This is a genomic window from Pseudolysinimonas kribbensis, assembly GCF_030161895.1.
GTDB lineage: Bacteria > Actinomycetota > Actinomycetes > Actinomycetales > Microbacteriaceae > Pseudolysinimonas > Pseudolysinimonas kribbensis.
In genome coordinates this window covers 1,813,941-1,828,197 of record NZ_BSVB01000001.1, presented here as the reverse complement: position 1 = coordinate 1,828,197, position 14,257 = coordinate 1,813,941, and the positions used below count along the sequence as shown (strand labels likewise).

Genomic DNA, 14,257 nt, shown 5'->3' with positions numbered 1-14,257 from the left:
ATGCGATGGGATGCGGACGCCTGGCTCGCCGCGGAGCGTCCCGACACGATCGTGCACGGCGACAATCTCGCCCTCGCCGCGACTCTTCCGGACGGCGTCGCCCGCCTGATCTACCTCGACCCGCCGTTCAACACGGGCCGCACCCAGCGCCATCAACCGGTGCGCACGGTGCGCGATCCCGAGGGGCGCGGCGCGGATTCCAGGGTCGCAGCTATGCCGAGGTGCGCGGCGCGCTCTCCCGCTACGACGATCGCTTCGACGACTACTGGGCGTTCCTCGGCCCCCGGCTCGAGGAGGCGTGGCGCCTGCTCGACGAGCGCGGCACGCTCTACCTGCACCTCGACTACCGCGAGGCGCATTACGCGAAGGTCGCACTCGACGCGCTGTTCGGGCGCGACTGCTTCCTCAACGAGCTCATCTGGGCCTACGACTACGGCGCCAAGTCGACGACGCGCTGGCCGGCCAAGCACGACACGATCCTCGTGTACGTGAAGAGCCCGCGCTCCTATTACTTCGACTCGACGGCGGTCGACCGCGAGCCGTACATGGCGCCGGGCCTGGTCACCCCCGAGAAGGCCGCGCGGGGCAAGCTGCCGACCGACGTCTGGTGGCACACGATCGTGGGCACGAACGCCGCCGAGCGCACCGGCTACGCGACCCAGAAACCGCTCGGCATCCTGCGGCGCATCGTGCAGGCCTCGAGCGCCCCGGGGGATCTCGTGCTCGACCTGTTCGCCGGGTCCGGCACCGCCGGCGCCGCGGCCCACGCCCTCGGCCGGCGCTTCCTGCTCTGCGATGAGAGCGCGGGCGCCGTGGCCGTCATGCGCGAGCGGCTTCCCGAGGCGCGCGTCGTTACGCTGGAGCCATGACGGCGGCTACCCGCACCGACCGCGGCGAGATCGAGTGCTGGCTCACCGACATGGATGGCGTGCTGGTGCACGAGAGCACGGCACTGCCCGGCGCGCAGGCGCTCATCCGGCAGTGGACCGACACGCGCACGCCGTTCCTCGTGCTCACCAACAACTCGATCTTCACGCCGCGGGATCTCGCGGCGCGGCTGCGGGCATCCGGGCTCGACGTTCCGGAGGAGGCGATCTGGACCAGCGCGCTGGCCACCGCCGACTTCCTCGCCTCGCAGATCCCGGGGGCTCCGCGTTCGTGATCGGCGAGTCCGGGCTCACCACGGCGCTGCACGAGGTGGGCTTCATCATGACCGAGTCGGATCCCGACTACGTCGTCGTGGGCGAGACCCGCAACTACTCGTTCGAGGCGATCACGAAGGCGATCCGGCTCATCGACAGGGGCGCCCGCTTCATCGCCACCAACCCGGATGCCACCGGCCCGAGCGCCGACGGCGCACTGCCCGCGACGGGTGCGATCGCCGCGCTCATCACGAAGGCGACCGGCAAGGACCCCTACGTCGTCGGCAAGCCGAACCCGATGATGTTCCGCTCCGCGATGAACAAGATCGGCGCCCATAGCGAGAACACCGCGATGATCGGCGACCGCATGGACACCGACGTCGTCGCGGGCATCGAGGCCGGCCTGCACACGATCCTGGTGCTCACCGGTATCAGCGACCGGGCCGAGATCGAGCGGTACCCGTTCCGGCCGTCGGAGGTGCTCGCCGGCGTGCACGAGCTGCTGAGCCCGGAGCCCGTCGAGGTCGAGATCTAGCCGGTCGCGCTCGGCGACGGCGCGTGCGGGACGGCGACGCTGCCGGTGAGCGGATCTCTCGACGAGCGGCTCACGAAGCAGTAGTACCAGTGGTCCCCGGCGTCCCACTGCTTCGCGCTCACCGGATAGCTCGCCTCGATCTGCGCATCCCGGTAGGCCGCGGCGGCGGCCAGGCCGATGACATCGGGTTTCGAGCACAGCACGGACAGCTGCGAGGCGAGCACGTCGGCGCCCGGATATCCGGGCGCCGCGGGATCGGCGAACCGGCCGCGATACACGAGCTGAGCGGGATGCGGCGACGCGCAGTCGACGACCGTGTACCGCTGCGCCCACGGCCCCGGATAGCGTGCGAGGCACTCGCCGCCGAGCAGCTGGTCCCAGCGGTGCGGTCCGTTCGCGATCGGGCCCGGCGGCAGCACGGTGGGAGCGGGCGTGGGCGTGTGGCGGGTCGTCGGCGTCGGCGTCGCGCGCGGGGTCTCGGTGAACCCGGCGAGCCGGGTGCCGAGGAAGAACAGGGCCCCGAGCGCGATCAGGGCCACGAGGCTCCCGGCGAGCGCGAGCAGCACGCGATGCGCGCGTGTCATGTGCGGCGGCTCCTCGATCACGATCGCGGCGGGCGGCGGCGCGGGCGGCAGCGCCGGCGGCTCGGGCGTCGGCTCGTTCTCGTACGCGCGGAACTGCGAGTCGGCGAACAGCGAGTCGAGACCGGTGGTCGGGTCCGGCACCGCCGGCTCCGGCGCGGTCGTGGCGGGCATGGCGTCGGCCAGGAGCATGTTGGCCGCGGTGGGCGAGACCAGGGGCACGGGACGGGAGGGGGCGTGGTCCGGGCGAACGGGCCGGTCTCGGCGTTCAGCTCGACCGGCTGCGTCGCGTCGCCGACGTCGACCGGCTCGGTCGGCGGCGGCTCCTCCCCGTGGTCACTGCGGTTCGAGTCCCAGGTCGGCGAGGCCGATCGCGGCGCGATACGGGTAGCCCGCGCGCTCGATGACCGCCTGCGCGCCGGTCGCGCGGTCGACGACGACCGCGACGGCGACGACCGTGGCACCCGCGCGTTCGAGCGCCTCGGCCGCCTTCAGCGGCGAGCCGCCCGTGGTGGAGGTGTCCTCGAGCACCACGACGCGCTTGCCGGCGACATCCGGACCCTCGACCTGCCGGCCGCGGCCGTGGTCCTTCGGCTCCTTGCGCACGACGAAGGCATCGTACGAGCGGCCGAGCGCCGCGCTCTGATGCAGCACCGCCGACGCGATCGGGTCGGCTCCCATCGTGAGACCGCCCACGGCATCCACGTCGGCGATGTCCGCGATCAGCTCGCTCATGACGCGCCCGATCAGCGGTGCGACGCGGTGATCGAGCGAGATCTTCCGCAGGTCGATGTAGTAGGTCGCCTTCTTGCCGCTCGTGAGCGTGAAGTCGCCGTGGAACACCGCTTCACGGGTGATGTGGTCGATGAGCTGGGCGCGGTCGTCGGTCACACCCATACGGTAGCGGGCCGTGGATCGGCGCCGGAGGTCAGCGGCGGCCGAGCGGCTGGTGGCCGCGCAGGTCGGTCAGCGAGAGCGTCTGCAGCTGACCGCCGACGTACGGCGACGGCGACACGACGGCCGTGATCGGCGCGACGTGGGCGGGGCGGGGCGCGGTGAAGCCGAGCGCGCCCATCACGACGGCGCCCGCGAGCACGCCGACGGAACCCAGCGCGATCGCGCGACGCGAAAGGCGGGGCATGGGCTCGGGAACGGGGTGTCGGGGGTCACCGCCCCTCACGCTAATCGGGGAGCGCTCGCCGCGCGCTCCCCTGTTTTCGGGGTAGAACGCCACGGGTATCGGCGGTCCGCCCTAGCCTGCGTGCGAAGCGACGCGACCGCGCTCGTGTCGCGGAGCAGGCGCGCCGCAGGGGCGGCGGCGCGCGGGCTAGCGTGGTGGCATGCGCCTCGCCACCTGGAACGTGAACTCCGTGCGCTCCCGCGTCGGCCGCGTCGTCGACTGGCTCGCCCGGGAGGACGTCGACGTGCTCGCGATGCAGGAGATCAAGTGCACGGAGGCCCAGTTCCCCTTCGCCCCGTTCGAGGACGCCGGCTACCGCGTCGTGCTGCACGGCCTCAACCAGTGGAACGGCGTCGCGATCGCGAGCCGCTTCGAGCTCGACGACGTCGAGACCTCGTTCGCCGGGCAGCCCGGCTTCCTCAAGGGGGCCGAGGGACCGGACCTGCCCCTCGAGGCGCGGGCGATCGGCGCGACGACCAACGGCATCCGGGTGTGGTCGATCTACGCACCGAACGGCCGCGCGCTCGGCGACCCGCACTATGACTACAAGCTGGACTGGTTCGGCGCGCTGCAGGGCGCGATGACCGACTGGATGGCGGAGCACCCCGACAGCCCGCTCATGGTCGCGGGCGACTACAACGTCGCGCCGCTCGACGTCGACAACGGCGATCCCACCGTCATCGAGGGCGTCTCGACGCACGTGTCCGCGCCCGAACGGGAGGCCTTCCAGGCCCTGCAGGATGCCGGCCTCACCGACGTCGTGCGCCCCCTGATCCCCGAGGGCTTCACCTACTGGGACTACAAGCAGCTGCGGTTCCCGCGCAACGAGGGCATGCGCATCGACTTCGTGCTCGGATCGCGCCCGTTCGCCGAGCGGGTGACGGCGGCCGCGATCCACCGCAACGAGCGCAAGGGCGACGCCCCGAGCGATCATGTGCCGGTCACGGTCGACATCGACCTCGCGCTCGAGGACGACGACCGGCCGATGATCTTCTGAGCGGGGGCGCTCTCACCGCGGGGCGAGCAGCGCGGCGATCACGAACATCGCCGGCAGCGACAGCGCCGTCGTGATGAGCACGACGTCGCGGGCGACGGCCGCGCCCCGCCCGTAGCGCTGGGCGTAGTTGAAGACGTTCTGGGCGGCGGGGAGTGCCGCGAGCACGACGACGACGAACAGCGCGTGACCGTGCAGGTGCAGTACGAATGCGCCCACGACCCACGCGAGCGCGGGCATGAGCAGCACCTTCACGGCGGAGGCCAGGATCACGAGCCGGCGATCCGATCCGGCGGCGAGCGGTCGCCGCCCGCGCAGCGAGATGCCGAACGACAGCAGCACGACCGGGACCGCCGCCGCTCCGACGAGCGTGAACGGCTCGAGCACCGGTGCCGGGAGGCGGATGCCCGCGAGGTTGACCACGAGCCCGAGCGCCGAGCCGAGGATCAGCGGGTTCTTCACCGGCTGCAGCAGGATGCGGCCGAGGGTGAAGCAGCCGCTGGTCGAGATGTCGAGCACGGCGAGCGCGATCGGCGCGATGACGATCACCTGCAGCAGGATGACCGGCACCGAGCTGGTCGCATCGCCGAGGATGTAGGCCGACACCGGCAAGCCGATGTTGTTGGCGTTGACGTAGCCGGCGCCGAGGCCCCCGACCATCGACTCGGGCAGCGGACGGCGCCAGAGCAGGCCCGCGACGACGACGATCCCGATGCAGATCACCGCCGTGATCGCCGCGACCGGGAGCACCGAGGAGAAGACCCTGCGCAGGTCGGCCGTCGCGACCGTCGCGAACAGCAGGCACGGCAGCAGGACGAAGAACGCCAGCCGGGTGAGCACGCGCTGGCCCTCGGCACCGAGCAGGTCGATGCGGGCGATGAGGTAGCCGGCGCCGATCACGACCGCGATGATGGCGAACCCGATCAGCACGCCCGTCACGTGCTCGAGCGTACTGAGGTGGGTGAGCAGTGCCGCGGGCGGGTATCGGCCCGCCCGACGCAGTGATCCGGCCGTCCGATCGCGTGCGGCGGCGGAAGACGCGCGCCGCCGGCAGATCTGCGCAAGAGCCTTGCGCTGGGGGCAACCCTTTGCGGCGCGATCCTCCGTAGCGTCGTGGCATGACCATGACGACCCCCGCCGTGACCGCCGACGGCATCGAGCAGACGGCCGCCTGGAGCCGGCTCACAGCCGCCGTCGAGGTCGTCCGATCCGGGCAGACGACGGACGGCAGCATCCCGGATGCCGCGGAACGCCCGGAATTCCGGGAGGCCGTCAGCCGGATCCGCGAAGAGCTCCGTCATCTGTCACCCGCGTTCCCGCACGACGCGGCGTATCTCGAGGCGCTCGACGCGGATCTCGCGCGCTGGGCCGACGGCGGCTTCGGCATCCCGGACTTCCTCGACTCGCTCACCGCGTTCCAGCCGCAGGAGCACCGCGTCGACGGGCTGCGCCACCTCGTGCTGTTCCCGATGACCACCCAGAACGGCTCGCCCGACCGGCTGCTGGAGGCGGTGCTCGTCGAGGTGCTCTGGCCCGACTTCATCGCGGAGCTGCAGGAGGCCTACACGAACGCCCTCTTCGTGCCGATCCGCTTCGTCGACTTCACGGGCGGCTACGACACCAACGCCGCCGTGCTCTTCCCGGAGACCGTGGCGATGCGCGAGGTCCCGCGCTTCACCTGGGGCGCGATCTTCTCCGACCGCGAGGCGGCGCGGTTCCGCCGGGTCGTGCGCGCCGCCGCCGCGATCACCAAGCTCGACGTCACCGACGACCTCGAGCGGCTGCTGGGCGACCAGCGGCTGACCGAGGAGACGTTCGTGATGTGGGACCTCATCCACGACCGCACCCACATGCGCGGCGACCTGCCGTTCGACCCGTTCATGATCAAGCAGCGGATGCCGTACTTCCTCTACTCCTCGAGGAGCTGCGCTGCGACCTCACCGCGTATCGCGAGGCGACGAGGCTCGCCGCCGATGACGGGGTGAGCGACGCGATCCGCGACCACGCCCGCCTCGTGCGGGTCGCGATCCTGTTCGACCGCATCTTCCGCTTCCCGCTCACCGGCTCGCGGGTGCGCAACTACGACGGGCTGGGCGGGCAGCTGCTGTTCGCCTGGCTGCATCAGCGCGGCGTGCTGCACTGGACCGACGTGCAGCTGGCCGTCGACTGGGATGCCGTGCCGGCCGCCGTGGGCGCGCTCGGCGACGCGATCGACGAGCTGTACTGGCGGAGCATCGACCGCCCGAAGACCGCGCACTGGCTCGCGGCCTACGAGCTGGTCCGGGCGACGCTCGCGCCGAACCCGGCGTCGAACTGGGCCCGCGGGCTCCCGGACGAGACGCTCGCCGGCGCGCCGAAGGGCTACACCGACGCGGTGCTCGACGACGAGTTCCCGCTCTCGATGTTCTACGAGGCGCTCGGCAAGAAGCTCGGCGACGTCATCGCCTCGACCTCGGGCATCACCGCCTCCTCGGCCACGGCAGACTGAGACGCATGGACCGCACCTTCGCCTCCGACAATTACGCGGGGGTGCACCCCGAGGTGCTCGCCGCGATCGCCGCCGTCAACACCGGGCACGAGATCTCCTACGGCGAGGACTCGGTCACCGAGCGCCTCCAGGAGGTCGTGAAGCGGGAGTTCGGCGAGCGCGCCGAGGCCTTCCCGGTCTTCAACGGCACCGGCGCGAACGTCATCTCCCTCACCAGCGTCCTCCCCGCTGGGGCGCCCTCGTCACGACCTCGACGAGCCACATGCACACCGATGAGGGCGGCGCCCCGGAGAAGACGGCGGCGCTGAAGCTGTTCCCCGTGCCGACGCCCGACGGCAAGCTCACGCCCGAGCTGCTCGCCACCGAGGCGTGGGGCTTCGGCGACGAGCACCGCGCCCAGCCGCTCGCCGTGAGCATCGCCCAGACCACCGAGCTCGGCACGCTCTACCAGCCGGACGAGATCCGTGCCATCGCGGATGCCGCCCACGCGCTCGGCATGACCGTCCACCTCGACGGCTCCCGGCTCTGGAACGCGGCCGCGGCGCTGGGGGTGCCGTTCCGCGCGTTCACGACGGACGCCGGGGTCGACATCCTGAGCCTCGGCGCCACCAAGAACGGCGCCCTCGCCGCCGAGGCGATCGTCGTGCTGAACCCGGACAACGTCGACGGCATCGTCTACCTGCGCAAGACGGCGATGCAGCTCGCGAGCAAGATGCGCTTCCTCAGCGCGCAGCTGCTCGCGCTGTTCGACGACGGGCTGGGCCTGCGCTCGGCGCAGCACGCCAACGCGATGGCCGCTCGGCTGCGCGCGGCCATCGAGGGCACGCCGGGGCTCTCGTTCTCGCAGAAGACCGAGGCGAACGCGATCTTCGGGGTGCTCGACAACGCGGTCGCCGACCGCATCCGCGCCCGGTACCGCTTCTACGACTGGAACCGCGCCCGCGGCGAGGTGCGCTGGATGACGGCCTTCGACACGACCGAGGCCGACGTCGACGCGTTCGCCGCCGCGATCCGGGAGGAACTGGCCCGGTGACCGGGCCCGTGCGGATCGAGATCCCGACCCCGCCGGGGCCGCACCCGCCCGCCACCAACTGCTACGCGTTCCTCGCCGGCGACGCCGTCGACCTCGTCGACCCCGGCTGGGACGACCCGGCATCGCTCGCCGCGCTCGAGGCCGGTCTCGCCGGACTCGGCACGAGTGTCGACCGGGTGCGCACGATCGTGGCGACCCACTGGCACGTCGACCACCTGCCGCTCTCGGCGCGGGTGCGGGAGCGCAGCGCCGCACGGGTGCTGCTGGGGCGCGGCGACGAGCTGGACGCCGCCGTCCCGGTCGACGGCCTGCTCGCCGACGGCGACGAGGTCGTGCTCGGCGATCGGCCGGTGCGCGTCGTCGGCGCTCCGGGTCACACCCCCGGCAGCCTCTGCCTCGACCTCGGCGACGACGGCCTGGTGACGGGCGACACGCTGCTCGCCGAGATCAACCCGGGCATCGGACTGAGCTTCCACGTCGAGGGCAACCCGATCCGCGACTACCTCGCCACGCTCGAGCGCCTCGCACGCGACTTCGCCCACCGCACCGGCCTGCCCGGCCACGGTCCCGACCTGCACGACCTGCCGTCGCGATGCGCCGAGCTCGCGGCGCACCACCGCGCGCGCTCGGCCGAGGTCGTGGCGGTGCTGGCGCGTCATCCGGATGCCACGGTGGACGAGATCGCGCCGCAGCTCACCTGGACCGGTGGCTGGGAGAGCCTGCGCGACGTGAGCCTGCGCTCCGCGCTGCGGCAGACCGCCTGGCATCGCGAGCTCGCCGCGTCCTAGGCGGCGCGCGGCGCCAGCAGCGACCACAGCGCGTCGAGGGCGGTGGCCGCGAGGGCGGCGCGATCCGGTGCGTCGGTACCGAGAGCCCACTGATCGAGCGTCGTGAGGATGCGATCGCCCACGCCGACAGCAGATCGGCGGGCAGATCCGTGCGGATCACGCCGAGATCGCGCCCCGCGCGCAGCACCTCGTCGATCCATCGCAGAGCCGTGACGCGCACCCGGCTGATCGAGCGCTCCGGCGCGAGACCGATCGAGTTGTGGAACATCAGGCCGAGGTCCGCGAGCTGCGGATCAGCCTCGGCGGCCTGGGCGAATCGGGCCAGGACCGCGTCCAGTTCGGCGCGAAAGCTCTCCGCCGTCAGCGACGACGGGTCGGGCGCGCGCAGCGTGGTGCCCAGCCGCCCGGCGATCGCGTCGACCACCCAGTCATGCAGCGCGGCCTTGTCGGCGAACCAGTGGTAGAACGACCCCTTGCCCATCCCGGCGCGCTTGAGGACGTCGTTCAGCGACGCTCGCTCGAGCCCCCTCGCGCCGAAAGCGTCGGCGGCGGCGGCCAGGAGGCGGCCGGAGGCGGCGGCGTCGAGCGGGCGGGGTGGACGGGACATCACCGACAGTGTATTCCTGTACCATGTGGTACATGAATAGAGGCGCGCGGAATGAGTGAGCTCGTGGTCGTCGCGGGAGCCACCGGCTACGTGGGGCGGCACGTCGTCGCCGAGCTCGACGCGCGGGGATACCGGGTGCGAGCCCTCGTGCGGTCGCGCGAGAAGGCCGACGCGCCCGGTGCGTACGACGCGCCGGCGCTGCGCGACCGCGTCGCCGAATGGCGCATCGTCGACTTCGGCGACCCGGCCACGCTGACCGACGCGTGCGCGGGCGCGGATCGGGTCGTCTCGGCGCTCGGCGTCACGCGGCAGAAGGTGAGTCCGTGGAACATCGACTTCCTCGGCAACCTGCTCGTGCTCGCCGACGCGGAGCAGCACCGTCTGCGCTCGTTCGCCTACGTCAACGTCATGCGCTCCGAAGCGGGGAACTCCGTGACGATGCGGTCCAAGTTCGCGTTCTCGCAGGCCCTCCGGCGCAGCACGGTCACCCCGCAGATCATCAACCCATCCGGGTACTTCTCCGACATGACCGACTTCCTGCGCATGGCGCAGCGCGGGATCGGCTTCACGCTGGCAGATGGCGCGACGCGGATCAACCCGATCCACGGCGCCGACCTCGCCGCCTTCATCGTCGACCGCCTCGACGGCCCGGCCGGCAGCTGGGACGTCGGCGGGCCGGACGTCTTCAGCTACCGCGAGCTCGAGCAGCTCGCCTTCCGCGTGGCCGGCAAGAGGCCGCGGATCCTGCGCGTCGGGGAGGGGTCGGTCACGGCCTCGAGTGGCTGGCGCAGCGCGCGTCGCCGCGGGCCGCCAACCTCGCGCGGTTCTTCGTCGAGTCCCTGGCGCTCGACGCCGTCGGAACGCCGGTCGGCGAGCGCCGCCTTGAGCCCTACTGGACCTCGATCGCCTGACATCGCTCGCGGGCGGCGCACTGCCTAGGCTGACCCCCATGACGACGGACCCGGCCAAGCCCTGGCTCGATTCCTACGCCGAGGGCGTGCCGCACGAGATCCCGATGCCGACCGGGTCGCTCTCCGACCTCATGCGGGCGTCGGTGACCGAGTTCGGCGAGCGCCCCGCGATCGAGTTCTTCGGACGGGAGTGGACGTACTCGCAGCTCGGTGCGGAGATCGACCGGGCCGCCGAAGGCCTGCGGCGGCTCGGCGTGCGCAGGGGCGACCGCGTGGCCATCGTGCTGCCCAACTGCCCGCAGCACGTCGCGGCCTTCTACGCGATCCTGCGGCTCGGTGCCATCGTCATCGAGCACAACCCGCTGTACACGCCGCGCGAGCTGCGCCACCAGTTCGAGGACCACGGCGCGAAGGTCGTCATCGCGTGGGACAAGATGGTGCCCCACATCCAGGCCTTCCCCGACGATGTCGCCGTCGACCGCATCATCTCCGTCGACATGACGCGCGCGATGCCGCTGCGGCTCCGGATGCTGCTGCGCCTGCCCGTCGCGCGCGCCCGCTCCCAGCGCGCCGAGCTGACCCAGCGCGTGCACGACGCCCTTCCGTGGGAGGACCTGCTCGCGGACGTGCCGATCAAGGCGAGCGTGCCCGGACCGACCGTCGACGACGTCGCGCTCATCCAGTACACGAGCGGCACGACCGGCATGCCCAAGGGCGCGACGCTCACCCACCTCAACCTCGGGGTCAACGCGGCGCAGGCGCGCGCGTGGGTGCCGCAGATCACACGCGGCGACTGCGTGGTCTACGCCGTGCTCCCGCTCTTCCACGCCTACGGCCTGACCCTCTGCCTCACCTTCGCGATGAGCATGGGCGCGCGGCTGGTGATGTTCCCGAAGTTCGATCCGGATCTCGTCCTCCCGGCCGTCAAGCGGCATCCGCCGACCTTCCTCCCCGCCGTCCCGCCCATCTACGACCGCCTGACGAAGGCCGCCGCGGAGGCGGGCGTCTCGCTGGAGGGCATCGAGATCGCCATCTCCGGGGCGATGCCGCTCTCGCAGTCCGTGATCAGCCCCTGGGAGAAGGCGACCGGCGGCTACCTCGTGGAGGGCTACGGCCTGAGCGAGACGAGCCCCGTGCTCATGGCCAACCCGGTCGCCGAGAACCGCCGCGAGGGCACGGTGGGCCTGCCCCTGCCCAACACCGAGGTGCGCGTCGTCGACCCGGACGACCCGACCAGGGAGATGCCGCTCGGCGAGAAGGGCGAGCTCGTCGTGCGCGGCCCGCAGGTCTTCTCCGGCTACTGGAACAAGCCCGAGGAGACGGCGGACGTGTTCGTCGACGGCTGGTTCCGCACCGGCGACATCGTGCGCATCGACGAGGACGGCTTCGTCTCCATCGTCGACCGCATCAAGGACCTCGTCATCACCGGCGGGTTCAACGTCTCGCCCTCCGAGGTGGAGGACGCCCTTCGCGGATTCCCGGCGGTGGCGGATATCGCGATCGTCGGCATCCCGAGCGAGCGCGACGGCGAGCACGTCGCCGCGGCCGTCGTCGAGAAGCCGGGCGAGCACGTCGATGCGAACGCGCTCATCGCCTACGCGAAGGAGAACCTCGCGCACTACAAGGCGCCGAAGCACGTCTACGTCGTCGACGAGCTCCCCAAGTCGCTCATCGGCAAGGTCATCCGCCGCCAGGTGCGCGATCGGCTGCTGCAGCGGGACGACGTGCAGAACGACGGCTGACCATGCCCGCCGTGAGGGTCGCGATCATCGGCGCCGGCTTCTCCGGCATCGGGATGGCGTGCGGCCTCCTCCGTGCGGGCGTGACCGATTTCGTGCTCCTCGAACGCGCACGCGAGGTGGGTGGCACCTGGCGCGACAACGTCTATCCCGGGGCGGCCTGCGACATCCCGGCCGACCTGTACTCCTTCTCCTTCGCACCCAACCCGGACTGGAGCCACCGCTACCCGCGGCAGGAGGAGCTGCTGCACTACCTGCGCGACGTCGCCGACCGCTTCGGGGTGACGCCGCACATCCGGTTCGGTACCGAGGTCGAGTCGGGCGAATGGGATGCTGCAGCCGCCGTCTGGCGCATCGCGACGAATGCCGCGAGCTGGACGGCCGACGTGCTCGTCTCGGCGTCCGGCCCGTTCATCGACCCGGCCTGGCCGGCCATCCCGGGGTCGAGACGTTCCCCGGCCCGCGGCTGCACACGGCACGGTGGGATCCCGCCCTCGATGTCGCGGGAAAGACGATCGCGGTGCTCGGCACCGGAGCCTCCGCGATCCAGCTCGTTCCCGAGCTCCGGCCCCGCGGCGCGTGGGTGATCGTCCTGCAGCGCACCGCGCCCTGGGTGATCCCGCGGCACGACCCGCCGACCAGCGACCGCCGCCGCCGGGCGTTCCGTCGCCGGCCGTGGCGGCAGCGCCTCGCGCGCGCCCTGGTCTTCGCGGGAGCGGAGGCGCGCTTCCCCGGGTTCGCCACGCCCGTGATCGGGCGGGTCGCGGAGGCCGTCTACCGGCGGTCGCTGCGGCGGCAGATCACCGATCCGACGTTGCGGGAGCAGGTGATGCCGCGCTTCCGCCTCGGCTGCAAGCGCGTGCTCATCTCGAGCGACTGGTACCCGGCGCTCGCCTCACCCGAGGTGCGTCTCGTGACCGAGCCCGTGCTGAGGATCGACGGCGCCTACCTCGTGACCGCCGCCGGCGCCCGCCACCGCGCCGACGTACTCGTGGCTGCGACGGGATTCAACGTGACCGCCCAGCCCATCGCGACGCGAATCCGCTCGCGCGGCGGCACGCTGGCCGAGCACTGGCGACCGCACGCGAGCGCGCTGCGCGGGACGACGGTCGCCGGGTTCCCGAACCTGTTCCTGCTCGTCGGCCCGAATACGGCGCTTGCGCACAACAGCATGGTGTACGTCATCGAGTCGCAGATCCGTTACGTGCTCGCAGCGCTCGCCGCTCTCGAGGCGCGGCGCGCCCGGACCATCGAGACCGACCCAGTGGCTCAGCGTCACTACGCCGATCGCCTCGACCGCGCGCTCACGCGATCCGTCTGGCAGACCGGCGGCTGCGTCAGCTACTACCAGGATGCCGGCGGCGCCAACCCGACGATCTGGCCGCACGCCGCCGCGACCTTCGCACGCACCGTGCGCCGGTTCGATCCCGCGGAGTACCTCTGGGAGTGACCGGGGCTCCCCCGACCGTCACCCGTCAGGCCTCGAGGCGTCCCCCAGCGACGAGGGAAGCAGATCCGCGTGGGCTTCGGTCAGCTGATCGCAGAGCGTCCAGATCTGCTCCGGGGTGAGCGTCGAGCTCGCATTGGGATCGATGAGGACGGCCTGCCGGACCATCTCGGGGTTGCCGGTTCGCGCGGCCTCGATCGTGAGCGCGGCCACGGACAGGTAGGTGCGGTCCAGAGCGGCGCCTGCCGCCGGGATGTCGCCGAAACGGATGGGGTGCACCCCGGAGCCATCGACGAGGCTCGGCACCTCGACCACGGCCCCGTCCGGGAGGTTGGTCACATAGCCGTCGTTGACGACGTTGGCGTGGATCTCGCGTTCCGTTCCGGTCAGGATCGAATGGATGACCAGCGGCGCGTACTCGGTCGCGCCCTCATCCTCGAACGGGAGCGGCCGGCCGGCGTCGAGCGCCGCCTGCGCCTCCTCGAACTCGGCGATGTTGTGGAGCGAGATGTCGATGTACTTGAGCGGCTCGAGCCGGAACCTCTCGATCTGCTCGTCGGAGCGGAGGAACCAGGGGAGATAGTCGGCCGTCATCAAGCTCGACTCGGTGGGGTAGTACCCGATCCGCTTCATGACCTCCACCCGCACCCGCCGCTCCAGGCCGGGATCGGCTCGGATCGCGTCGCGGAACCGCGGGTAGAGGTCCTCGCCGTCGTGCGACCACTCCGTGAGCCAGGAGAGATGATTCACACCGGCGGCGCGGAAATGAGTGCCTTCCATCGGCACGCCGAGCAGCTCACCGAGGTCGTGCA

12 protein-coding genes and 5 pseudogenes are annotated in these 14,257 nt (G+C 71.7%); 10 read left to right on the top strand and 7 right to left on the bottom strand.

The window, feature by feature from the left end; translation table 11 throughout:
- Both QQK35_RS10215 and QQK35_RS10210 read left to right on the top strand, forming a co-directional pair.
- A pseudogene (locus tag QQK35_RS10215) lies at window positions 1-869 on the top strand (DNA-methyltransferase).
- Window positions 866-1,677, top strand: a pseudogene (locus QQK35_RS10210) (HAD-IIA family hydrolase). Before QQK35_RS10215 ends, QQK35_RS10210 begins: the two co-directional pseudogenes overlap by 4 nt.
- Here the strand turns inward: QQK35_RS10210 and QQK35_RS10205 are convergent.
- The 3 genes from QQK35_RS10205 to QQK35_RS10195 all read right to left on the bottom strand — a co-directional run bounded on the left by QQK35_RS10205 (window position 1,674) and on the right by QQK35_RS10195 (window position 3,399).
- The gene (locus tag QQK35_RS10205) at window positions 1,674-2,480 is read right to left on the bottom strand and encodes a hypothetical protein (RefSeq protein WP_284254060.1); all 807 of its coding nucleotides are present in this window, start codon (window positions 2,478-2,480) and stop codon (window positions 1,674-1,676) included. The pseudogene QQK35_RS10210 and the gene QQK35_RS10205 overlap by 4 nt on opposite strands.
- A 114-nt stretch (window positions 2,481-2,594) precedes the next feature.
- Window positions 2,595-3,155, bottom strand: coding sequence for an orotate phosphoribosyltransferase (pyrE, locus tag QQK35_RS10200; protein WP_284254059.1), 561 nt, complete (start codon window positions 3,153-3,155; stop codon window positions 2,595-2,597).
- Window positions 3,156-3,186: 31 nt separating this feature from the next.
- Window positions 3,187-3,399 (bottom strand): hypothetical protein, encoded by a 213-nt coding sequence (locus tag QQK35_RS10195; RefSeq protein ID WP_284254058.1) that lies wholly within the window; start codon window positions 3,397-3,399, stop codon window positions 3,187-3,189.
- 199 nt (window positions 3,400-3,598) lie between these two features.
- Here QQK35_RS10195 and QQK35_RS10190 point away from each other — a divergent pair, with 199 nt between their 5' ends.
- Window positions 3,599-4,435 carry an exodeoxyribonuclease III gene (locus QQK35_RS10190; protein ID WP_284254057.1) on the top strand — a complete coding sequence of 279 codons (837 nt, stop codon included), beginning with the start codon at window positions 3,599-3,601 and terminating at the stop codon, window positions 4,433-4,435.
- Between the two features lie 12 nt (window positions 4,436-4,447).
- Here the strand turns inward: QQK35_RS10190 and QQK35_RS10185 are convergent, their stop codons facing one another.
- Complete coding sequence (locus tag QQK35_RS10185) at window positions 4,448-5,371, bottom strand: AEC family transporter (RefSeq protein WP_284254056.1); 924 nt, start codon at window positions 5,369-5,371, stop codon at window positions 4,448-4,450.
- Window positions 5,372-5,550: 179 nt separating this feature from the next.
- Here QQK35_RS10185 and QQK35_RS10180 point away from each other — a divergent pair.
- The 3 genes and pseudogenes from QQK35_RS10180 to QQK35_RS10170 all read left to right on the top strand — a co-directional run bounded on the left by QQK35_RS10180 (window position 5,551) and on the right by QQK35_RS10170 (window position 8,741).
- Window positions 5,551-6,920 (top strand): annotated as a pseudogene (locus QQK35_RS10180) (DUF6421 family protein).
- 5 nt (window positions 6,921-6,925) lie between these two features.
- Window positions 6,926-7,953: pseudogene (locus QQK35_RS10175) on the top strand (threonine aldolase family protein).
- Window positions 7,950-8,741: an MBL fold metallo-hydrolase gene (locus QQK35_RS10170; protein WP_284254055.1), complete on the top strand. Its 792-nt coding sequence runs from the start codon at window positions 7,950-7,952 to the stop codon at window positions 8,739-8,741. Before QQK35_RS10175 ends, QQK35_RS10170 begins: the two are co-directional and overlap by 4 nt.
- Here QQK35_RS10170 and QQK35_RS10165 read toward each other — a convergent pair.
- A complete protein-coding gene (locus QQK35_RS10165; protein ID WP_284254054.1) occupies window positions 8,738-8,863 on the bottom strand; it encodes a hypothetical protein in 126 nt (41 codons plus the stop codon). The two genes, QQK35_RS10170 and QQK35_RS10165, sit on opposite strands and share 4 nt — an antisense overlap.
- 323 nt (window positions 8,864-9,186) lie before the next feature.
- Window positions 9,187-9,348, bottom strand: a pseudogene (locus QQK35_RS20450) (TetR family transcriptional regulator); the annotation flags it as partial.
- Between the two features lie 51 nt (window positions 9,349-9,399).
- On the opposite strand from QQK35_RS20450, the gene QQK35_RS10160 reads away from it, so the two are divergent.
- The 4 genes from QQK35_RS10160 to QQK35_RS10145 are packed head-to-tail and all read left to right on the top strand — an operon-like array spanning window position 9,400 to window position 13,448.
- On the top strand, window positions 9,400-10,287 hold the full coding sequence (locus tag QQK35_RS10160) for an SDR family oxidoreductase (RefSeq protein WP_284254053.1): 888 nt from the start codon (window positions 9,400-9,402) through the stop codon (window positions 10,285-10,287).
- Between the two features lie 10 nt (window positions 10,288-10,297).
- Window positions 10,298-12,001, top strand: a complete 1,704-nt coding sequence (locus QQK35_RS10155; protein WP_284254052.1) for a long-chain-fatty-acid--CoA ligase — start codon at window positions 10,298-10,300, stop codon at window positions 11,999-12,001.
- A gap of 11 nt (window positions 12,002-12,012) precedes the next feature.
- Complete coding sequence (locus QQK35_RS10150; protein WP_284254051.1) at window positions 12,013-12,585, top strand: flavin-containing monooxygenase; 573 nt, start codon at window positions 12,013-12,015, stop codon at window positions 12,583-12,585.
- On the top strand, window positions 12,519-13,448 hold the full coding sequence (locus QQK35_RS10145; RefSeq protein ID WP_284254049.1) for a flavin-containing monooxygenase: 930 nt from the start codon (window positions 12,519-12,521) through the stop codon (window positions 13,446-13,448). Before QQK35_RS10150 ends, QQK35_RS10145 begins: the two co-directional genes overlap by 67 nt.
- Window positions 13,449-13,466: 18 nt before the next feature.
- Here QQK35_RS10145 and QQK35_RS10140 read toward each other — a convergent pair whose 3' ends face one another.
- A complete protein-coding gene (locus QQK35_RS10140) occupies window positions 13,467-14,225 on the bottom strand; it encodes a family 4 glycosyl hydrolase (protein ID WP_284255669.1) in 759 nt (252 codons plus the stop codon).
- Window positions 14,226-14,257 lie beyond the last annotated feature (32 nt).

What these genes read in the sequence shown, in the direction of transcription:
- pyrE (WP_284254059.1), bottom strand. Translation starts at nt 3,155, where the DNA reads ATGGGTGTGACCGACGACCGCGCCCAGCTCATCGACCACATCACCCGT.
- QQK35_RS10195 (WP_284254058.1), bottom strand. Translation starts at nt 3,399, where the DNA reads ATGCCCCGCCTTTCGCGTCGCGCGATCGCGCTGGGTTCCGTCGGCGTG.
- QQK35_RS10190 (WP_284254057.1), top strand. Translation starts at nt 3,599, where the DNA reads ATGCGCCTCGCCACCTGGAACGTGAACTCCGTGCGCTCCCGCGTCGGC.
- QQK35_RS10160 (WP_284254053.1), top strand. Translation starts at nt 9,400, where the DNA reads ATGAGTGAGCTCGTGGTCGTCGCGGGAGCCACCGGCTACGTGGGGCGG.
- QQK35_RS10155 (WP_284254052.1), top strand. Translation starts at nt 10,298, where the DNA reads ATGACGACGGACCCGGCCAAGCCCTGGCTCGATTCCTACGCCGAGGGC.
- QQK35_RS10140 (WP_284255669.1), bottom strand. Translation starts at nt 14,225, where the DNA reads ATGGAAGGCACTCATTTCCGCGCCGCCGGTGTGAATCATCTCTCCTGG.